Below are 18,880 nucleotides of genomic sequence, written 5' to 3' on the forward strand. Positions count from 1 at the left end.
GGTGTCCCGACGTCGACGCCCGCTGGCCCGTCTCCTCGCGGCGGCGGCGGTGCTCCTGGTCCTCGCGGGCACCGCGGTCCTCGTCCTGCGCGTCCATGCGTCGCGCGAGGGCGGTGCCGTCCGGTACACCAGCCGCCCGCCCCTCGTCGATGCGGTCCAGGTCGACAACGCGCTGGCGACCCTGGCGCTCCTGCTCGTCCTCGCGGCGGTGGTCTGCCTCGTCGTCGCAGCGGTGCGGGCGCTCCGGCGGCGCTGACGCCGCGACCGAACCGGGTTCCGGACAGTGCGCCGCGCATCGGCGCGGCTCGTCGTCCGTACTGCGGCTCAACGCCCGCGATGGACCGTGACGGGAGCACGCGGGAGGGGCTAGCCTCGCGATCACCACGAGGGAGCAGTCAGCATGCGGATCATCACCATCGCAGCACGAACGGCAGCGTGGCTGCTCAGCACCGCCGCGAAGACGGTCGGCGGGATGCACGGCGTGAAGCCGTTCGCCGACGAGTCCGCCGCGGCACTGTACCGACGACGGGGCGACTACCGGCCGTAGCGCGCTTGGGGCGGGCGCGAGGCTTCCGGAAGGGCGCGCGTGGACGATGACTGCGCTGTCGTCGCGACGGCGCAGTCGTCGTCCAGGCGCGCAGTCGTCGTCCAGGCACTCAGTCACCCGGGATCGGGTCAGCGCTCGAGCGTCAGCGCCGCCGCGACGGCCCCGAGCACGCCCGAGTGGTCCCCGAGCGCCGGCTGCGCCAGGAAGTCCGGTGCGTCGAGCGACGCGGCGTGCCCCGCGCCGGGCCCACCGGACAGGATCGGCAGCTGCGCCCGCACGGCATCGAACAGCCCCGGGGACTTGAGCACCCCGCCGCCGACGACGAAGCGCTGCACGCCGGCGGTGATCGCCGCCGTGAGGGCGAGCTGCGCGATGTAGGAGCCGAGCATCTCGTAGGCGAGGGCCTGCTCCTCGGGGTCGGTGAACGAGGAGGCGTCGTGTCCCCATCGGCCGAGCACGGCCGGCCCGGACGCGAGCCCCTCGAGGCAGTCGCCGTGGAACGGGCAGCTGCCGACGAAGTCGTCCTGCGGGTGCTTGCGGACGATGACGTGCCCCATCTCGGGGTAGCCGTTGCCGTGCAGCAGTCGGCCGCCGAGCGCGAGGCCGACGCCCACGCCGGTCCCAAACGTCGCGTACCCGACGCGGTCGACGTCGCGCCCCGCGCCCCAGGTCGCTTCGCCGAGGGCCGCGCTGCCCACGTCGGCCATGATCACGGTGGGGACCCGGGAGGCCAGGGGGATCCGTCCGAGCAGGTCCTGGTCCGCCCATCCCGGCTTGGGCGTCCCGGTGACCCAGCCCCAGCGGTCCTCGGCGGGGTCGACGTTGACGGGGCCGAACGACGCCACCCCGAGCGCGGTGACCGGCTCGGACGACGACGCCTCGGCCTCGTCGAGGAAGGCGTTGATCGCGGTGGTGGTCTCGTCGGGCGTGGTCGTGGGGATCCGGGTCGTGCTGAGCAGCCGCTGGGGGTCGTCCTCGGAGACCACCCCGCAGATGACCTTCGTCCCGCCCGTCTCGATGCCTGCGATCACGTGTCTTGACTCCTTCGTCGGCGATGGGCGCCGTGCTGCGTTCGAACGCCTCTCAGGATGGCATGCCCGCGGGGGCCAGTCGCGCCAGCGCGGCGGGGTCGAGCGGATGGCCGGCGGTCTTGGCCGCGTAGAGCGCTGCCCCGACGTGGGACGAGAACCGGGGCGCACGGAGGTCGTACGCCGTCACGCTCGCGTCGAGGAGGGCCGCGAACCGTGACCGGACAGCCTCCGCATGGAACACCCCGCCCGACCACGAGACGGGCACGGACTCCCCCGCGGCGAAGCCGAGCTGCCGCGCCGTCGCCTCGACGAGCTCGACGAGTTCGGTCGCCGCTCGGTCGAGGATCGCGGTGGCGGTCGCGTCCCCGTCCTCCGCCGCTCGCGTGACCGTCGGTGCGAGTGCGGCGATGCGACCGCGGCTTCGGCCCCACTGACGGAACACGACGTCGACGAGGTCGAGGTCGTCCTCGACCTCGGCGACCGTGCGGATCCGCTCGTGCAGGAGGGTGCGCGGCGCCCGACCGTCACTCATCCTGCTGAACGCGGTGAGGGCCTCCAGACCGATCCAGTACGCCGAGCCCTCGTCGCTGAACAGTTCGCCCCATCCGCCCACGCGGACGCCGTGCCCACGCCGCTCGCCGTACGTGATGCTGCCCGTGCCGGCGACGATGTTCACGCCGTCCTCACCGCCGAGCGACCCCGCCCACCCGGCGACGGTGTCGTTGCCGCACCGGTAGCGGTCGTGTCCGAGCGCGACCGCGGGGAGCCGGTCGAGCAGCGGGGTGTCGTGGCTCGACTCACCGTGCCCGGGGAGCGCGAAGAACGCGTGGTCGACGTCGGCGGGCGTGATGCCGGCCTGGGCGGTGACGGCGGCGACGCCCTCGACGAGCACCTGCTCGACGCGGTCCATGCCGTGTTCGAGGTGGTAGCTGCTCGATCCCTCGACGACGCCCTGCTCCGCGCCGTCGTCGCCGAGCAGCACGAACGCGGTCTTGGTCCCGCCGCCGTCGACCCCGAGCCAGTGGGCCACGTCAGCGCTCGTCCGCGACGGGAGCGAGCGGGTGGATGCGCACGCCCTGCACGACGCGGTTCACACCGCCGCCGGGGAACGGGTTGTCCGGCGTCGTGCCGACCTGGAGCGCGAACGACAACGCGAGGATCTGCGCCGCGACGATGTCGACGAGCGCGAGGAACCCGTCGTCGATCGTCTCGAGGCCCGGCAGCGCGATGCCGTCGACGTCCTCGCCGGGCAGCGCGCCGACGGTGAGGACGCGCTCGGCCCCGAGCGCCGAGCGGAGTTCCCGCACGATGTCGAGGTCGTAGCCGCGCGTGTAGGGGTCGGTCGACGGGAACACGATCGCCAACGTCTCGTCGTCGAGCACCGCCTTCGGTCCGTGCCGGAAGCCGAGCGAAGAATCGTGGTAGCTCACGACCCGCCCCGCGGTGAGCTCGAGGACCTTGAGCGCGGACTCCTGCGCGAGGGCGGCGAGCGGCCCGCTGCCCAGGTAGACGAGGCGGCGGACGCCCGCTTCGGCGAGCGCGGCGATGCCGGGCCACCGGTCGTCGATCACGGTCTGCGCCGCGTCCGCGAGCAACGTGACGCGATCGGGGGCGTCACCGAGGAACACGAGCAGCGCGCTGAGCATCATCGACGTGAAGCTCGACGTCATCGCGAACCCGGCGTCGTTCGAGGCGGCCGGCATGTGGAGCACGAGGGAGTCGTCGCGCTGCTCGTGCTGCCGGGCGAGGTCGCCGTCGGCGTTGCAGGTGATGACGAGGTGGTGGGTGTGGGCGAGTACCTGGTCGGCGAGCTGCGTGGCGGCGACGCTCTCGGGGCTGTTCCCGGACCGCGCGAACGACACGAGGAGCGTGGGGACGTCCTCAGCGAGGTAGTGGTGCGGGTTCGACACGAGGTCGGTGGTCGCGATGCTCTCGACGCGGCGACCGGTGGCGCGAGCGATCGTCGGGGCGACGACACCACCGGCGAACGCGGAGGTGCCCGCACCGGTGAACACGATGCGGAGGTCGGGCAGTGCGAGCAGGGGGCCGAGGAACGCGTCGACCTCGTCACGCCGGTCGGTCAGGGTCGCGGCTGCGTCGCGCCAGACCGCGGGTTGCTGGCGGATCTCGCGGAACGTGGCTTCGGCGCCCGCCGTGACCGCGTGCTCGGTGGCGTGCGGTTGGGTGTCGGTCATGTCGGTCTCCAGACGTCGATGGTGCTCCGCCGCACCCGTGCGGGTGGGCGGACGATGGTGGTGGTTCGGTCGGTGATGCGTCGGCGTCCGGTCGCGTCGACGATGGTGCAGGAGCGGGGCGGGGGTCGGTCCGCGGTGGTCAGGCCTCGGCTCGTTCGGCCCGCGCGAAGCCGCCGAGGTGTTCCGGGTCGGCCGTGACGGCCGCGTCGAGCACGGCGACGGCCGTGGCGCGGTCGGGCACGAGCGGGTCGAGCACGAGTGCCTGCAGCGCGAGGTCGCGGCACCCGGACAGCGCGGCGTCGACGGTGATCTCCTGCTGCTCGGCTCGGGCGGACAGCACCGCCGCGATGCCGGCCGGGAGGTCCCCGACGCCGATCCCACGGATGCCGTCGGCACCGATCGCCGCCGGCACCTCGACGACCGCGGTCGCCGGCAGGTTCGTGATGAGGCCCCGGTTCGGCAGGTTGACGGCGAGCTCGACGTGGCTGCCGCCGGTGCGGATCGCCGCGGCGATCGCGACGAGGCGCTCCGCCTCCTGGTCGGTCGGCGGCGGGACCGGCCGATCGCCGTCGGCGAGCTCGCGCAGGTCGTCCCACAACCGCGACTTCTCGCCGATGTACTCGCGGGTCGCGTCGAGACCGGCCTGGAGGCCCCACGGCAGCGCGTCGTCGGGTCCGGCTCGCAGGTAGTCGCCGAAGAACTCGGCGACGTGCCGGTCTCCCGGCGCCGGGTAACGGTCGAAGGTCCGCAGCAGGTCCGCGGAGACCGGCGCCTGCGGCCCCTCGGTCCAGTCCGAAACCGCGTCGATCCCGCCCGCTTGGTCGGCCACCAGATCGCGGAGGCGCGGGTACAGGTCGCGCTCCGGCGTGCGGATGTCGAGGAGCCAGCACAGGTGGTTGAGCCCGGCGAAGGTGGCGGAGACCCGGTCCGGGTCCTCCCCCAGCGCCCGGACGAGCGCCGCCTTCGTGTGCATGGTGCCGTGGCAGAGCCCGACCGCCTGCACCGGGGTCTCGCGGGTCACGGCCCGCACGTTGGCGGTGAGCGGGTTGCTGTAGTTGACGAGCACCGCCTCGGGCGCGACGTCGGCGACGTCCCGCGCGATCGCGACGAGCTCGGGCACGTGCCGCAGCGCGCGGAGCACCCCGCCGGGGCCGACGCTGTCGCCGACCGTCTGCCGGATGCCGAGCCGCTCGGGGATCTCGAGGTCCCGGCGCCAGCCGTCCGCGGACCCGACCGCGATGGTGGTGGTGACGAACCGGGCGCCGCGGAGGGCCTCCCGCCGGTCCGCGACAGCCTCGACCCGCATGTGTGAGCCGTACTGGGCGGCGATGCGTCGTCCGACCGCGGCCATCGTCTCGGCGGCCTCGGGCACGAGGTCGACGAGCCGGACGGTGACGTCGTCGAACGCCTCGTTCCGCGCGAGGTCGGTGAGCAACCCCGGCGTGAACACCGTGCTGCCGGCGCCGATGAGCACGAACGCGTCCGTCACTTCACGCTCCCGGTGAGCAGGCCGCTGACGATGTAGCGGTTGAGGACGACGGCGATCGCGGCGGGCACGACGACCGCCAGGACGCCGGCTGCGCTCATGAGCGAGTACGGCACCGTGTGGCGGCCCTGCAACGCGGCGATCACGACCGTGAGCGGCTGGGTCGAGATGTCGCTCGAGAGCACGAGGGGGAACAGGAACTGCGCCCAGGCGGACAGGAACGTGATGATCGCCGTCGAGACGATGCCCGGCCGGGCGAGCGGGAGCACGATGTGCCAGAGCACGCCGAGTCGGCTGGCCCCGTCCATCGACCCGGCCTCCTCGAGGGCGAGCGGGAGGCTCGACATGTAGTTGAAGAGGATCCAGGTCGCGAGCGGCAGGAAGCCCGACACGTAGACGAGCACGATGCCGGTGTAGGTGTTCACGAGCCCGGCGGCGCTGAGCATCCGGTACAGCGGGATGAGCGTGGCGTAGGCGGGGAAGGCCATGGTCGCGAGGACCGCGGAGAACAGCACGTTCCGACCACGGAACGTCATCCGGGCGAACGCGTACGCCGCGATCGTCGCGAGCACGACGGTGACGATCGTCGCGCCGCCGCACTCGATGAAGATGTTGAGCGTCGACTGCCGGACTGATGAGGCGATGTCCCCGCTGCCGCCGAGCAGGGTCGCGTAGTTGCCGAACGTCGGCGTCGGCGGGATGTAGTTCGCCGGCTTCGCGCTGATCTGCTGGTCGGTCTGGAGGCTCGTGTTGAGCACCCAGTACAGGGGCACGAGCGTCCAGAGGACGATGAAGACGACGCCGACGGGACGGGCGACGGATCTGCGACGCATCAGAACTCCACGGGCTTGTAGACGAAGCGGACGACCGCGAGCGAGACGACGACCGTGACGATGGTGATGAGCAGCGACAGCGCGTACCCCTCGCCGAAGTCGAGGTTCTGGAAGCTCACGAAGTACGTCTGCTCGGTGACGGACGCGCCCGTCGATGCGGCGCCGTTCAACACGTACGGCTGGTCGAACACGTTGAGGGTGGCGATGACGGCCTGCACCATGGCGATCGCGATGCCCGGTCGGGCCAACGGCAGCGTCACCTGCATGAACGACTTCCATCCGGTGGCGCCGTCGATCGAGGCCGCCTCGTAGAGCTCGCCCGGGATGTTCTGCAGCGCCGCCAGGACGAGCAGGGTCGACAGCGGCGTCATCTGCCACACCTGGACGATCTCGATCACGAGGATCGTGACGAACCGGTTCTGGCCGAGGAACACCTGGTAGTGGGTGATGACGTGCAGGGTCGACAGGACGCTGTTGAGCAGCCCCGTGTTGCTGTCCCAGATGCCCGACCAGACGATGCCCTCGACGACGCCAGGGAGCGCCCACGGCAGGATCAGGATCGCGATGAGCACCGAGCGGCCGATGAACGGCTTCTGGAGCGTCACCGCCATGACGATCCCGAGCACCGTCGACACGATCACGCCGATCACGACGTAGTAGGCCGTGTTCACCATGCTCGACACGATCGTGTCGTCACGGAACAGCTGGACGAAGTTCTGGATGCCGACGAACGAGTTCGGCGGATCCAGCGGCTGCGCTTTGAAGAACGCCTCGACGAGCGTGATGCCCGCGGGCACGAGCGCCAGGACGAGGATGAACAGTGCGAGCGGCGTGACGAGCGCGTAGGGCAGGAGGTCCATGCGCTTCCGCCGCCCCGGGCCTCCCGGTCGGCCCGCCGGCAGCCCGCTCGCGGCGCGGCCCGCCCTGCCCACGCGACCGGCCCGGCCGGTCCGCGTGGTGGCCGGCGCGCTGGTGCCGACCGTCACGAGTTGCCCTTCGCGAGCGAGTTCGCGCTCTTCGCGATGGCGGCGACCGCCTGGTCGACCGACATCGAGCCGACCGCTGCCGCGTGCAGGTTCGTGTTCACGGCGCGGGAGAACTGCGGGTACCAGGACGGCGCACCGGCCGGGAACACGGCCTTCGAACCCTGCAGCAGCGTCGTGAGCTCGGCACCCTGCGCGAGGTTGCCCGACGTCGTCAGGGTCTTCATCGCGCTGAGCCGCGACGGCGTCGGGTAGTTCGGCATGACCTTGGACGCGCCGTCGGCACCGGCGAACGCGGCCTGGTTGCCGGAGGCGGTGATCCACTTGATGAACTCCGCGGCGGCCTTCGGGTACTTCGCCTGCTTCGGGATCCCGATGCCGTCCGGGTTGCCGAGGTTGGCGACCGTGCCGCTGACACCGGGCGTCGGGATGTACTGCACGTGGTGCACGACGGTGGACGAGGCCGGGACGTCGTACAGGCTGCCGACGTTGCCGGAGTAGTCCGACAGGGTCGAGGCGGTGATGCCCTTCGCCATGAGGTTCTGCATGCCCTGCGAATCCGTGACGTTGATGTTCCCGTTCGGGACCAGGCCGTTCTTGATCGACTGGACCATCCACTTGGCGGCCTTGTAGCCGCCGGAGCTCGGCGACGTGAACTGCGGCATGCCGCTCTTGTCGAGGACCTGCCCGCCGAACGCGGCCGTCGTCTGGTACCAGTACGTCGACAGGCCCTCGGCCGCGGCGAACGGGATGTTGAGCGGGGTGTCCGTGACGCCCTTCGCCTTCACCTGCTCGAGGTCCTTGGTGTACTCGTCCATGGTGGTCGGCATGGTCGTGATGCCGGCCTTGGCGAACTCGTCCTGGTTCACGGTCGTGACCATGTACGACGAGTCGAACGGGATGCCGTAGACCGTGCCGTTCGAGGTGAACGAGCTCATCTGCGGCATGTCCGACTTCATCGACTTCACGTCGAGGTAGTCGGACATCGGGCGGAACCACCCGAGCTTGCCGAGCTGACCGACGCGGGACCAGTCGACGTCGGTGACGTCGGCGAAGTACGTGTTCGAGGTCGCTGCGGCCGCGATCTTCGTCTGCAGGCTGTCCCAGTCGACGACGGTCCACTTGACGTGGATGCCCGTCTGCTTCGTGAACTGCGCGAGCGCCGCCTTGGGCGGGGAGGGGTTCAGCCACGCGACCGTGATCGTCGCGCCCTTGGTCTGGTCCGACCCCGAGCTCGCCCCGCCCCCGGCACACCCGGTCGCGAGGAGCGAGAGCCCGAGCGCTCCCGCGACGAGCGCCGAGCCCCGGAGGCCCTTCCGCTTGATTGCCATTGTCGTGACCCTTCTGCCACCGCAGCGCGTCGTCGCGCCGAGGACCGATACCTGCGCAACCTGCGCGGGCGTGGCGGCAACGCTTGCACTTTTCGCGCAGTTCCGTCAACTGAGCACGGGCGCTCGTAACGAGCAGGACACAAAGTTGCAGGAATCATGATCGAAACGCGCGAACACTCCCCCAGGAACTGCGCGAAGGCTAGAGTTGCTGTGTGCAGCGAAAGCAACGGCTCAACCAGATCGTCGCCGCGATCGTCGAGAACACCTCGATGGACGTCCCCGAACTCGCGGAACGGTTCGCCGTGTCCGAGGCCACCGTCCGGCGGGACCTCGAGCTCCTCGAACAGCAGCAGCTCGTCAGTCGGACCCGAGGCGGGGCCACCCGGCACGTCGCGTTCAACGACCTGCCGCTCGGGTACAAGACCTCGCAGGACGCGGCGGAGAAGCACCGCATCGCCCGTGCCGCGCTCGCCTACCTCGAGGGCGCGCGCGTCATCGGCCTGACCGGCGGCACCACGGTGTGGGAGTTCGCGCAGCAGATCGGCAACCGCACGGGGCTGACCGTCGTCACGAACGCGCTCAACATCGCCACGGGGCTCGTCGAACACAGCGGAGTCAGGGTGTTCGCGGCGGGTGGGGAGGTCCGGTCGAGCAGCCAGGAAACCGTCGGTCCGAGCGCCGAGGCGTTCCTGTCCGATTACCACATCGACGTGTCGTTCGTCGGGGTCGACGGAGTTGACGCCACGGCCGGGTGCACGAACTACGATCCGGTCGGCGCCCGGGTGAACGCGATGATGAGCCGGCGGTCCCGCGCCACCGTGGTGCTCGCCGACGCCACCAAGATCGGTCGCATGGCGCTGGCGAGCGTCTGCTCGATGGCCGACGTCGACGTCCTCGTCACCGACACGCGGGCGCCGGACAGCGCCGTCGAGGCGATCGAGCGCCAGGGCTGCCGGGTCGTCCGCGCCTGAGGAACCAAGCATTTCGCGCAGTTCTCCATGCATTCCTGCGCGCTGATTGCGCAGAAAGCACGCAGCATGCCAGGGTGAGCTCGTGGTCAAAGTAGCCTTCATCGGCGCCGGGAGCGTCGAGTTCACCCGCAACGTCGTCACCGATCTGTGCACCTACCCGGAGCTCCAGGGACAGCTCGAGCTGTCGCTCCACGACATCGACGCCGAGCGCCTCGGGTACGCCGAGGCCCTCGCCGGCCGGGTGTCCGACCTGGCCGGGGCCGGCGCGCGCATCAGCTCCGACATCGACCGACGCGCCGCGCTCAAGGGTGCCGACTTCGTCATCAACGAGATCCAGGTCGGCGGGTACGCGGCGACCCGCCTCGACTTCGACATCCCCGCCAAGTACGGGCTGCGTCAGACGATCGGCGACACGATCGGCGTCGGCGGCATCTTCCGCGGCCTCCGTACCATCCCCGTGCTCCAGGGCATCGGGAACGACCTCGCCGAGGTCGCGCCCGACTCCACGCTCCTCAACTACAGCAACCCGATGGCGATGCTGCCGTGGGCCGTCGCGGCGAGCACGCCCTTCCAGCGCGTCGTCGGCCTGTGCCACTCCGTGCGCGACACCCACCGCCAGCTCGCCGAGCTCGTCGGCGTTCCGCAGGACGAGATCGAGTACGTCACCGCCGGCTTCAACCACCAGGCGTTCGTCCTCCGGTTCACCCGCGACGGCGAGGACCTGTACCCGCGCCTCCGCGAGGTCGTCGAGGCCGACCCGGAGCTGCAGCGCCGCGTGCGCGTCGAGATCTTCCGCCGGTTCGGGTACTTCCCCACCGAGTCGAGCGAGCACTCGGCCGAGTACGTGCCATGGCTCATGCACGACGACGCCGCGATCGATCGGTTCCGCATCCCGGTCGGCGAGTACCTGCGCCGCTCCGAGGAGAACCTCGACGAGCTCGACGAGACGAAGCACATCCTCGAGGGCGGCGGGGAACTCACGCTCGAGCCCACCTCGGAGATGGCGTCGGAGTACATCCGCGCGCAGGTGACCGGTCAGCCGACGGACCTGTACGTCAACGTCGTGAACAACGGCAAGATCGCGAACCTCCCCGACGAGTGCGCGATCGAGGTCCCCGCGACGGTCGACGCCGACGGCCTGCACCCGCAGTCCGTCGGCGCACTGCCCGCGCAGCTCGTCGCGCTCAACCGGACGTTCCTCAACGTCGTCGAACTCACGGTCAAGGCCGTCCTCGAGGGCGACCGCGACCACGTGTACCACGCCGCGATGCTCGACCCGAACGCCGCCGCGTCGCTGAGCCTGGACGACATCCACGCGATGTGCGACGAGCTGCTCGAGGCGCACGGCGACCGGATCCCACAGGCGCTGCGTCTCCACTGATCGCCGCCGCACCACCATCGGGTGCGTCGGGAACCGCCATGCTGGTCCCGATGCACCCGTTCCCGGTCGACGTCCCGTCGTCGACCACGGACCGCGCTCACCGCGCTGGAAGGAACCCCACGACATGAACCAGGTCGAAGCCATCGTCCGTCGGCACCGCGGCGGCGACACCGTCGGGATCACCTCCGTCTGCTCCGCGCACCCCCTCGTGCTGCGGGCGTCGATGCGGCAGGCCCTCGAGGACGGCTCCGTCCTGCTCATCGAGGCGACCTCGAACCAGGTCGACCAGTTCGGCGGGTACACGGGGCTCACGCCGGAGCAGTTCCGCGACCAGGTGCTCGGCTTCGCCGACGAGGAGTCCTTCCCCCGCGACCGCCTGGTGCTCGGCGGGGACCACCTCGGGCCGAACCGGTGGCAGCGCGAGACCCCGGATCAGGCGATGCCGAAGGCCGACGACCTCGTCGCCGCGTACGCCGCCGCCGGGTACGCCAAACTCCACATCGACTGCAGCATGCGGCTCGACGGCGACCCCACGCCCCTGCCCGACGCCGTCGTCGCCGAACGCGCGGCCCGGCTCATCGCGATCGCCGAGGCCGCCCGGCCGACCGACGGCGAACCGCCCGTGTACGTGATCGGCACCGAGGTGCCCGTGCCGGGAGGCGCGCACGAGACACTCGGCGCGCTCCAGCCGACGAGTCCCGCGGCCGCACGCGAGACCCTCGACGCCCACCGGGGCGCCCTGCGCGACCGCGGCCTCGACGCGGTGTGGCCGCGGGTCGTCGCACTCGTCGTGCAGCCCGGCGTCGAGTTCGACCACCTCAAGGTGATCGACTACGACCGGACGGCCACGCAGCAGCTGCAGCGGGTCCTCGACGACGAGCCCGACATGGTGTTCGAGGCGCACAGCACCGACTACCAGACCCGCGGCCACCTGACCGAGCTCGTCGAAGACCACTGGGCCGTGCTCAAGGTCGGGCCGGGGCTGACGTTCGCCCTGCGCGAGGCCCTGTTCGCCCTCGCCGCGATCGAGGACGAACTCGTGCCCGCCGGCGAGCGCTCCGACCTCGTCGCGTTCATGGACGAGCGGATGGTCGCCGATCCCGGGTACTGGGAGCACTACTACGAGGGCGACGCCGAGGAGCAGCGCATCGCCCGCCGGTACAGCTACAGCGACCGCATCCGCTACTACTGGGCCTCGCCCGAGGTCGAGGAGCGCGTCGACCGGTTGTTCACCAACCTGACCGCGTCCGGGATCCCCGAGCCGCTGATCGGGCAGTTCCTGCCGAAGCAGTTCACGCGGGTGCGGCAGGGCGTGCTGGCGCCGGAGCCCGAGGCCCTCGCGGTCGACGCCGTGCGCGAGGTCCTCCGCGACTACGCGGCGGCCTGCGGGCACAGCGTCGGCTGACCGCCGGCCGCTCCCCCGCTCCCCCTTCCGCGAGATCGCAGTCGTTGCCGCTCTGACCGGCGTCGGAACGACGACGACTGTGATCTCGTCGGAACGGTCGGGTGCCGGCCACCCGGCCACCGGGACGCCGGACGCCCGGGCCGCCGGGACGCCGGGACGTCGGGACGCAGGGACGCAGGGACGAGCAGGATGGACGACATGCATCCCGTCGACGCCCTGCAGGAGATCGCCTTCTGGCTCGAACGGGACCTCGCCCCGTCGTTCAAGGTGCAGGCGTTCCGCACGGCGGCCGCCGCGATCGCCGGTCGGTCCGACGACGATCTGGAGGCCCGGCTCCGCTCCGGCGCACTCGCCCGCACCAAGGGGGTCGGTTCCCGCAGCCTCGAGGTGATCGGCCAGGCGCTCGAGGGCCGCGTGCCCGACTACCTGCAGGCCCTGCGCGACCGGGAACGCGAGACGACGAGCGAGGCCGGGGCGGTCCTCCTGGCCGACCTGCGCGGCGACCTGCACTGCCACAGTGAGTGGTCGGACGGCGGCACGCCCATCGCGCTCATGGTCGAGGCGGCGCGGACCCTGGGGCGCGAGTACATCGCGCTCACCGACCACTCGCCCACCCTGACCGTCGCGCACGGTCTGACCGCCGAGCGCCTGACCGAACAGCTCGGCGTGCTCGACGACCTCCGGGCGGACCACCCCGACGTCCGGGTGCTCAGCGGGATCGAGGTCGACATCCTCGAGGACGGCACGCTCGACCAGACCCCGGCGATGCTCGACCGGCTCGACGTCGTCGTCGCGAGCGTGCACTCGAAGCTCCGCGCTGACCGCCGCACGATGACGGAGCGCATGCTCGGCGGCATCCGTGATCCGCACACGAACGTCCTCGGGCACTGCACCGGCCGCCTCGTGCAGGGGTCCCGCGGCGAGCGCCCGCAGTCGACGTTCGACGCGCGTGCGGTGTTCGAGGCGTGCGTGGAGCACGACGTGGCGCTCGAGATCAACAGCCGACCCGAGCGACAGGACCCGCCGGACGACCTCATCCAGCTCGCGCTCGAGGTGGGCTGCCTGTTCAGCATCGACACCGACGCACACGCGCCCGGACAGCTCGACTTCCTGCAGCTCGGGGCGGAGCGGGCGGCGCAGAACGGGGTGTCGGCCGACCGCATCGTGACGACATGGCCGGTGGAGCGCCTCCTGGCCTGGGCGCATCCGCAGGCCTGACCGGGCCGGCGGGCCGGCAACCGCTCGGCGGGCCGCCGGCCGAAACCGTCGAGATCGCACTTGTTGCCGCTCTCGCCTGGGTCAGAACGGCAACGACTGCGATCTCGCGAGATGGACGCCGGTCCCCCTACTGTGAGCGCGTGACCGTCGTCGATCCGCTCGAACCCCTGCTCCCCGTCGTCATTGGCGCGATCACGATCGTGGTCGACGAGCATCGCCCGGTCGCCGCACTCGTGACCGACGACGACACTCGATTCGCAACCTGGCCGGATGCGCCGCTCCCGGAGCACGCACCGTCGACGGAAGTCATCGCCGCCCCGGACGGAGTCTGGGTCGTGTACGAGGAGTCCGAGGACGGCGAGATCCCTGACAGCGGAGCCGGGACGCGTACCGGCCCGACCTGGACCGCGGTCCACGTCGGGGCCGACGGCAGGACCTCCTCGGTCGATCTGGGTCCCCGGCGGCCGAGCAGCGCCGACGCGGCCGGGCTCTGGACGGTGGACCCGCGGGGTCCCTCGCTCTGGATCGGATCCGAGGACGACGAACAGCCCGACGACGCAACCTCGTTCCCCGACGTCGAGGACCTGCCGCTCGAAGCGCCGCCATCCGACGACCAGGACGACGAGGCGTTCTGGCCGGACGCGGGCGCGTGGGGCGACGCCGACGGCTGGACCGAGGAGGACGGGACCTGGCTGGACGAGGACGAGGACGAGAACGAGGACCACCCCGAGAACCACGCGGAGGGCGACCACGCCGCCGCCGAGTCCGAGGCGGCGGGCCCGAGTGTGGTCGCCACGGCGGCCATGTTCGCCGCTGCGACGGGGAACGACGCCGACGACGAGGGCCCGGGCTCCGGCTGGTACATCCGCTTCCCGGGCGACGACGAGGACGAACGGCCGCTCGGACCCGCCCCGACACCGCTCCCCACGCCTCCCACTGAGATCGTGCACGTCGGCATGGACGGCGCGCGGCGCACGATCGTCGTCGACCACCTCGTGGATGCGGTCGAGCGGGTCGGTGACGTGCTGCGCCTCCGCGTGCACGCGGCAGGTCCGCGCCACGTCCCGGCGCACCGGTCCTGGGACATCCGGTACGAGCCGCGCACCGTCGAGGTGGACGTGCGGCAGGGCCTCCCGGATCGGATCGTGACCGACTCGTTGCCCACGGTCGAGGGGCGGTCCGCGGCCGACGGCGAGCGGTGGGACGACGCCGACGACGCGTCGGACGACGACCCGTCGGACGACGACCGGTCGGACGGCGACCCGTCCGACGAGGGTGCCGACTGGGGCGAGCGGTGGGAGCGCCATCTCGACGACCGCGAGGCGACGGTGCATCCCTGGCGGGATCGCATCGAGCTCGACGGCGTCGCGGGGACACGCTGGCACCTCGCCGAGCGCAGCCACGAACAGATCGTCGCCGACGTCGAGGCAGTCCGCTCGCAGTTCACCGGGCTCAGCTCCGACACCGTCATGTGGACCGCCGAGGACGATGCGATGCACCGCGTGCCGAGTGACTACCGCAACGTGGAGGTCGTCGTCGAGGGGGCCTGGCCGCGCGACGTGGTCGTCGCCACGTTCGAGCACCGGCGGTACCCGTACGTCCGGTTCCGCCGTCGGGTCCCCGTCCACGACGCGAGCGGCCGCCCGATCGTCCGTCTCTACCTGTCGGTCCACCTCGACGAGATGCTCGACACGGGGCAGGTGCCGCCGCGGTCGGAGGCAGTCGACGGCGTGCTCGACCTCGACTTCGCGTCCTGACGCCGTCCCTCCCGGCCGCCCGACCGCCACCCTGACCATCTGAGCGCCGAGATCGCAGTCGTTGCCGCTCTGGCCCGGGTCAGAACGGCAACGAGTGCGATTCCGCGGACAAGGGGACAAGGGGATCCGGTTGCACACTGGGGCGTGCCGGACACATCCAGGGTGACCACCGATCCGAAGGAGTCCCGTGGACCCCACATTCACCGAGCTGTACCGGCTCCACTACCCCGCGGTGCTGCGGTTCGTCCGTCGACGAGCGCATCCGGCGGCCGTGGACGACGTCGTGTCCGAGACCTTCGTCGCCGCGTGGCGCCGGCAGGACGAGATGCTCGTCGCACCGCTCCCCTGGCTCTACCGAACGGCGCGGAACGTCATGCTCAACGCCGCCCGGAGCGCCGGACGTCGGACCGGACTCGCCGTCCGGGTGCAGGGTGAGGCATCGGTCGCGGTTCCGAGCGATGACCCGATCGCGACGCTCGAACGTCGGCACGACCTCGCCCTCGCGTGGCGCTCGCTCGACGAGCTCGACCAGGAGGCCCTGGCCCTGCAGGTCTGGGAGGGCATGACCGGAGCGCAAGCCGCCGCCGTCCTCGGCATCAGCCGTGCGGCCTACTCGATGCGCGCCAGTCGCGCCCGACGACGCCTGGCAGCGGTGCTCCGCGCCTCCGACGAGGGCGAGCGACGCGGATCGTCGACGGCACCGGCCGCCGCCACCGCCTGCGACGACACCGGCCGGGAGGCCCCGCAACCCGCCGCCACCTGGCCCACCTCCGACACCGGCCGGGAGGCCCCGCACCCGCTCGCCAGCTGGCCCACCCCCGACGCGGATCCGGGCCCCGACCACCCGGACTCCCCCACCGCGATGACCGCACTCCGCCTCGACCGGAAGGCACGACGATGACACGACCGCACGCACCACGACTCGACCACGAGCTCGGCGGCCTTGACCCCGAGCCCCGCGCCGACCTGACCCCACCCGAGATCGACCGCGCGGAACGCCTCCTCGCCGCCATCGTCCGACTCGACCCCGAACCGGGGGTGGGCCGCGCGACGGGCTCGTCCCGGGCCTCCCGGCCGATGCCGGCGACGCGGATCGGACGCGGGCCGGTCACACGGGCCGCCTGGGCGACCGGTGCCACCGTGGCGGGCGGCGCGCTGCTCCTCGGCGGCGCCGTGGTCGGCCTGCCGATCGCCCGCGACCTCTACCACCAGCTGCCGGGACACGCGACGAGCCTGTCGACGGCCGAGATCGCCTCGTGGACGGCGGTCCCCTCGCACCCGTCAGCGACGTCCTCGTCGATCGAGGCGATCGCACAGCAGTGCACGACGTCGGTGGGCACCGACGCGACCTCGACGGCCGGACGGATCTCGGTGTCGGACGTCGACCGCCGCGGCTCGGTCCTGACCATGGTGGTGTCGAGCGCGGGCGACGGCGCGCGGCGCTGGTGCCTTGTCGGCTCCGGACATGTCGTGTCGTGGGAGCTCATCGACGACCGCTCGACCCCGCTGCCGGTGCTCGCCGCCGGGACGGTCAACGTCCAGAGCACCGAGATGAACGGATCGGGCGGCCAGGCGATCAGCCGCGCGTACGGGCAGGTCGGGCCGGACGTCACGGGTGTCGTGCTCCACACCGCCTCGGGCCGGACGATCACGACGACCGTCGGGGACGGCCTGTGGACCGCGTGGTGGCCGCCGGTGGACCGGGACACCGGGGACCTCGGGGACCTGACCGTGACCTGGACGACGAGCGACGGCGCCACGCACTCGGCGTCGACGGACGCCCTCTCCGCGCTGCGCTGACCAGCGTTCCCACCGGCCCGGTCACCCCCCCTTCGTCGAGATCGCAGTCGTTGCCGCTCTGGAGCCGCAGATACCGGCAACGACTGCGATCTCGCGGAAGAACGGGACGGTCAGGCGGCGGAGCGCTCCGCGGCCGGGCGTCGGCGCAGCGCCGGGTCGCCGACCTCCGGGCCGCGGTAGACCATGTCCATCACCCCGACGCTCTCGCCGGGCGGGACGATCGCGTCGATCCGGTCGAGCACCTCGTCCGACAGCGCGACGTCGATCCCGGCGAGCGTGTCCTCGAGCTGCTCCATGGTCCGGGGTCCGGCGATGGCGGAGGTCACCCCGGGGTGGGCGATCACGAAGGACATCGCGAGGTGGGTGAGTGGGACACCGACCTCCTGGGCCAGCGTGATGAGCTGCTCGACGGTGGCGAGGCGGCGTTCGTCGCGGAAGTGCCGCATCCCGGAGACCGACGAGCGGAACACGTCGTTGTCCTGACCCGCCCGGTAGCGCCCGGTCAGGGTGCCACCGGCGAGCGGGCTGTAGACCAGGGTCCCCATGCCGTAGCGCTCGGCGACGGGGAGGATCTCGCGCTCGATCTCACGGTCGAGGATCGAGTAGTTCGGCTGTTCGGTGCGGAACCGCTCGAACCCGCGGCGCTCGGACGTCCACTGCGCCTCGACGATCTCGGAGCCGCGCATCGAGGACGACCCGATCGCGCGGACCTTGCCCTGCCGCACGAGGTCGGTGAGCGCCGACAGCGTCTCGTCGATGTCGGTGTCGGGGTCCGGGCGGTGGAGCTGGTACAGGTCGATGTGGTCGGTCTGCAGGCGGCGGAGCGATCGCTCGACCGCCTGGGTGATCCAGCGCCGCGACGCGCCCCGGTGGTTGACGTCGTCGTCCACGGGACCCCAGAACTTCGTGGCGAGGACGACGTCGTCGCGGCGGCCCTTCAGCGCTTCGCCGACGACCTCCTCGGAGTCGCCGTAGCGGTCGGCGGTGTCGACGAGGTTGATGCCGGCGTCGAGGGCCCGGTGGATGATCCGGACGCCCTCCTTCCGGTCCGGATTGCCGAGACTCCCGAGCATCATCGCGCCGAGCGCGTACGGGGTGACCTTGATGCCGGTGCGGCCGAGAGTGCGGTACTGCATGATGCTCCACTTCCGGACCCGCGCCGCCCTGTCAGCCGAGGCGGGTCGTATGATCGATGAATCGGAACGACCTTCCGGAACAACCGCTCGATGCGATCGGATATCCGGAACGTTGTTCCGCTTGATTCCGTCACCTTATGCGGAACTTTGTTCCGCCGCAAGAGGAGCCCCATCATGTCCGCGCCCACGAGCGACACCGAGGCGTCGATCGCCCCGGCCGGCCGACGGATGCGCTCCGACGCGCGGCAGAACGTCGATGCCCTCCTCGAAGCCGCGAAGGCGGTGTTCGCGGACGCCGGTGTGGACGCGCCGGTGCGGTCGATCGCTGAACGCGCGGGCGTCGGGGTCGGCACCCTGTACCGGCACTTCCCGCTCCGCTCGGACCTCATCTCGGCGGTGTTCCGGCGGGAGATGGACGCGTGCGTGGCGGCCGCGGACGAGATCGAGGCCACCTCGCCGCCGGGCGAGGCACTCGACCGCTGGATCATGCGCTACACCCAGTTCGTCGCCACGAAGCGCGGGCTCGCTGCGGCACTCCACTCGGGCGACCCGGCGTACGAACCGCTCGCCGAGTACTTCTCGACGCGACTCGCACCGACGCTCGATCGGCTGCTCACCGCGGCGACCGCGTCCGGGGACGTCGTGCACGAGGTCGACGCCGCCGAGTTCCTCGGAGCGGTCGCGGACCTCTGTCACGCGGGTGGGCCTCCCGGGACCGAGCGGTCCGGCCGTGCCGAACGCATGGTGCGGCTGCTGCTCGCGGGACTGCGGGCGGAGCCGGGCGACTGACGACGTCGGACGCTCCT

18 protein-coding genes are annotated in these 18,880 nt (G+C 71.6%); 10 read left to right on the top strand and 8 right to left on the bottom strand.

Features of this window, described 5'->3' with window-relative positions; translation table 11 throughout:
- The first annotated feature begins 1 nt into the window (after position 1).
- On the top strand, positions 2-256 hold the full coding sequence (locus DEI86_RS02070; RefSeq protein WP_111008555.1) for a hypothetical protein: 255 nt from the start codon (positions 2-4) through the stop codon (positions 254-256).
- Positions 257-400: 144 nt separating this feature from the next.
- Positions 401-547, top strand: coding sequence for a hypothetical protein (locus DEI86_RS16425; RefSeq protein ID WP_181439672.1), 147 nt, complete (start codon positions 401-403; stop codon positions 545-547).
- A 128-nt stretch (positions 548-675) separates the two neighbouring features.
- On the opposite strand, the gene DEI86_RS02075 is transcribed toward DEI86_RS16425, so the two are convergent.
- The 7 genes from DEI86_RS02075 to DEI86_RS02105 all read right to left on the bottom strand — a co-directional run bounded on the left by DEI86_RS02075 (position 676) and on the right by DEI86_RS02105 (position 8,406).
- A complete protein-coding gene (locus DEI86_RS02075) occupies positions 676-1,578 on the bottom strand; it encodes an ROK family protein (protein ID WP_181434674.1) in 903 nt (300 codons plus the stop codon).
- A 52-nt stretch (positions 1,579-1,630) separates the two neighbouring features.
- Positions 1,631-2,608, bottom strand: coding sequence for an N-acetylglucosamine kinase (locus DEI86_RS02080; protein ID WP_111048680.1), 978 nt, complete (start codon positions 2,606-2,608; stop codon positions 1,631-1,633).
- A 1-nt stretch (position 2,609) separates the two neighbouring features.
- Positions 2,610-3,773 carry an SIS domain-containing protein gene (locus tag DEI86_RS02085; RefSeq protein WP_111048681.1) on the bottom strand — a complete coding sequence of 388 codons (1,164 nt, stop codon included), beginning with the start codon at positions 3,771-3,773 and terminating at the stop codon, positions 2,610-2,612.
- A 139-nt stretch (positions 3,774-3,912) separates the two neighbouring features.
- A complete protein-coding gene (locus DEI86_RS02090) occupies positions 3,913-5,262 on the bottom strand; it encodes a hypothetical protein (protein WP_111048682.1) in 1,350 nt (449 codons plus the stop codon).
- Positions 5,259-6,092, bottom strand: a complete 834-nt coding sequence (locus DEI86_RS02095) for a carbohydrate ABC transporter permease (protein WP_111012700.1) — start codon at positions 6,090-6,092, stop codon at positions 5,259-5,261. The genes DEI86_RS02090 and DEI86_RS02095 overlap by 4 nt, the downstream gene beginning before the upstream one ends.
- A complete protein-coding gene (locus DEI86_RS02100) occupies positions 6,092-6,952 on the bottom strand; it encodes a carbohydrate ABC transporter permease (protein WP_111012701.1) in 861 nt (286 codons plus the stop codon). Before DEI86_RS02100 ends, DEI86_RS02095 begins: the two co-directional genes overlap by 1 nt.
- A 122-nt stretch (positions 6,953-7,074) precedes the next feature.
- A complete protein-coding gene (locus tag DEI86_RS02105) occupies positions 7,075-8,406 on the bottom strand; it encodes an extracellular solute-binding protein (RefSeq protein WP_111012702.1) in 1,332 nt (443 codons plus the stop codon).
- A 212-nt stretch (positions 8,407-8,618) separates the two neighbouring features.
- On the opposite strand from DEI86_RS02105, the gene DEI86_RS02110 reads away from it, so the two are divergent.
- The 7 genes from DEI86_RS02110 (at position 8,619) to DEI86_RS02140 (ending at position 16,938) form a co-directional block, all read left to right on the top strand.
- On the top strand, positions 8,619-9,377 hold the full coding sequence (locus DEI86_RS02110; protein WP_111012703.1) for a DeoR/GlpR family DNA-binding transcription regulator: 759 nt from the start codon (positions 8,619-8,621) through the stop codon (positions 9,375-9,377).
- 82 nt (positions 9,378-9,459) lie between these two features.
- Positions 9,460-10,758 (top strand): alpha-glucosidase/alpha-galactosidase, encoded by a 1,299-nt coding sequence (locus DEI86_RS02115; RefSeq protein WP_111048683.1) that lies wholly within the window; start codon positions 9,460-9,462, stop codon positions 10,756-10,758.
- A 124-nt stretch (positions 10,759-10,882) separates the two neighbouring features.
- On the top strand, positions 10,883-12,163 hold the full coding sequence (locus DEI86_RS02120) for a D-tagatose-bisphosphate aldolase, class II, non-catalytic subunit (RefSeq protein WP_111048684.1): 1,281 nt from the start codon (positions 10,883-10,885) through the stop codon (positions 12,161-12,163).
- Between the two features lie 198 nt (positions 12,164-12,361).
- Complete coding sequence (locus DEI86_RS02125) at positions 12,362-13,381, top strand: PHP domain-containing protein (protein WP_111048743.1); 1,020 nt, start codon at positions 12,362-12,364, stop codon at positions 13,379-13,381.
- A gap of 140 nt (positions 13,382-13,521) precedes the next feature.
- On the top strand, positions 13,522-15,138 hold the full coding sequence (locus DEI86_RS02130) for a hypothetical protein (protein ID WP_111048685.1): 1,617 nt from the start codon (positions 13,522-13,524) through the stop codon (positions 15,136-15,138).
- A gap of 187 nt (positions 15,139-15,325) precedes the next feature.
- Positions 15,326-16,039, top strand: a complete 714-nt coding sequence (locus DEI86_RS16430) for an RNA polymerase sigma factor (protein ID WP_181439673.1) — start codon at positions 15,326-15,328, stop codon at positions 16,037-16,039.
- Positions 16,036-16,938: a hypothetical protein gene (locus DEI86_RS02140; RefSeq protein ID WP_111048686.1), complete on the top strand. Its 903-nt coding sequence runs from the start codon at positions 16,036-16,038 to the stop codon at positions 16,936-16,938. The genes DEI86_RS16430 and DEI86_RS02140 overlap by 4 nt, the downstream gene beginning before the upstream one ends.
- Before the next feature lie 110 nt (positions 16,939-17,048).
- Here DEI86_RS02140 and DEI86_RS02145 read toward each other — a convergent pair whose 3' ends face one another.
- On the bottom strand, positions 17,049-18,074 hold the full coding sequence (locus DEI86_RS02145) for an aldo/keto reductase (protein WP_111048687.1): 1,026 nt from the start codon (positions 18,072-18,074) through the stop codon (positions 17,049-17,051).
- 174 nt (positions 18,075-18,248) lie between these two features.
- Between DEI86_RS02145 and DEI86_RS02150 the strand changes: the two genes are divergently transcribed.
- Positions 18,249-18,863 (top strand): TetR/AcrR family transcriptional regulator, encoded by a 615-nt coding sequence (locus DEI86_RS02150; RefSeq protein WP_258376437.1) that lies wholly within the window; start codon positions 18,249-18,251, stop codon positions 18,861-18,863.
- The last annotated feature ends 17 nt before the right edge of the window (positions 18,864-18,880 follow it).

The organism is Curtobacterium sp. MCBD17_028, assembly GCF_003234875.1.
Lineage (GTDB): Bacteria > Actinomycetota > Actinomycetes > Actinomycetales > Microbacteriaceae > Curtobacterium.

What these genes read in the sequence shown, in the direction of transcription:
- DEI86_RS16425 (WP_181439672.1), top strand. Translation starts at nt 401, where the DNA reads ATGCGGATCATCACCATCGCAGCACGAACGGCAGCGTGGCTGCTCAGC.
- DEI86_RS02085 (WP_111048681.1), bottom strand. Translation starts at nt 3,773, where the DNA reads ATGACCGACACCCAACCGCACGCCACCGAGCACGCGGTCACGGCGGGC.
- DEI86_RS02095 (WP_111012700.1), bottom strand. Translation starts at nt 6,092, where the DNA reads ATGCGTCGCAGATCCGTCGCCCGTCCCGTCGGCGTCGTCTTCATCGTC.
- DEI86_RS02100 (WP_111012701.1), bottom strand. Translation starts at nt 6,952, where the DNA reads ATGGACCTCCTGCCCTACGCGCTCGTCACGCCGCTCGCACTGTTCATC.
- DEI86_RS02105 (WP_111012702.1), bottom strand. Translation starts at nt 8,406, where the DNA reads ATGGCAATCAAGCGGAAGGGCCTCCGGGGCTCGGCGCTCGTCGCGGGA.
- DEI86_RS02120 (WP_111048684.1), top strand. Translation starts at nt 10,883, where the DNA reads ATGAACCAGGTCGAAGCCATCGTCCGTCGGCACCGCGGCGGCGACACC.
- DEI86_RS02125 (WP_111048743.1), top strand. Translation starts at nt 12,362, where the DNA reads ATGCATCCCGTCGACGCCCTGCAGGAGATCGCCTTCTGGCTCGAACGG.
- DEI86_RS02140 (WP_111048686.1), top strand. Translation starts at nt 16,036, where the DNA reads ATGACACGACCGCACGCACCACGACTCGACCACGAGCTCGGCGGCCTT.
- DEI86_RS02145 (WP_111048687.1), bottom strand. Translation starts at nt 18,074, where the DNA reads ATGCAGTACCGCACTCTCGGCCGCACCGGCATCAAGGTCACCCCGTAC.
- DEI86_RS02150 (WP_258376437.1), top strand. Translation starts at nt 18,249, where the DNA reads ATGTCCGCGCCCACGAGCGACACCGAGGCGTCGATCGCCCCGGCCGGC.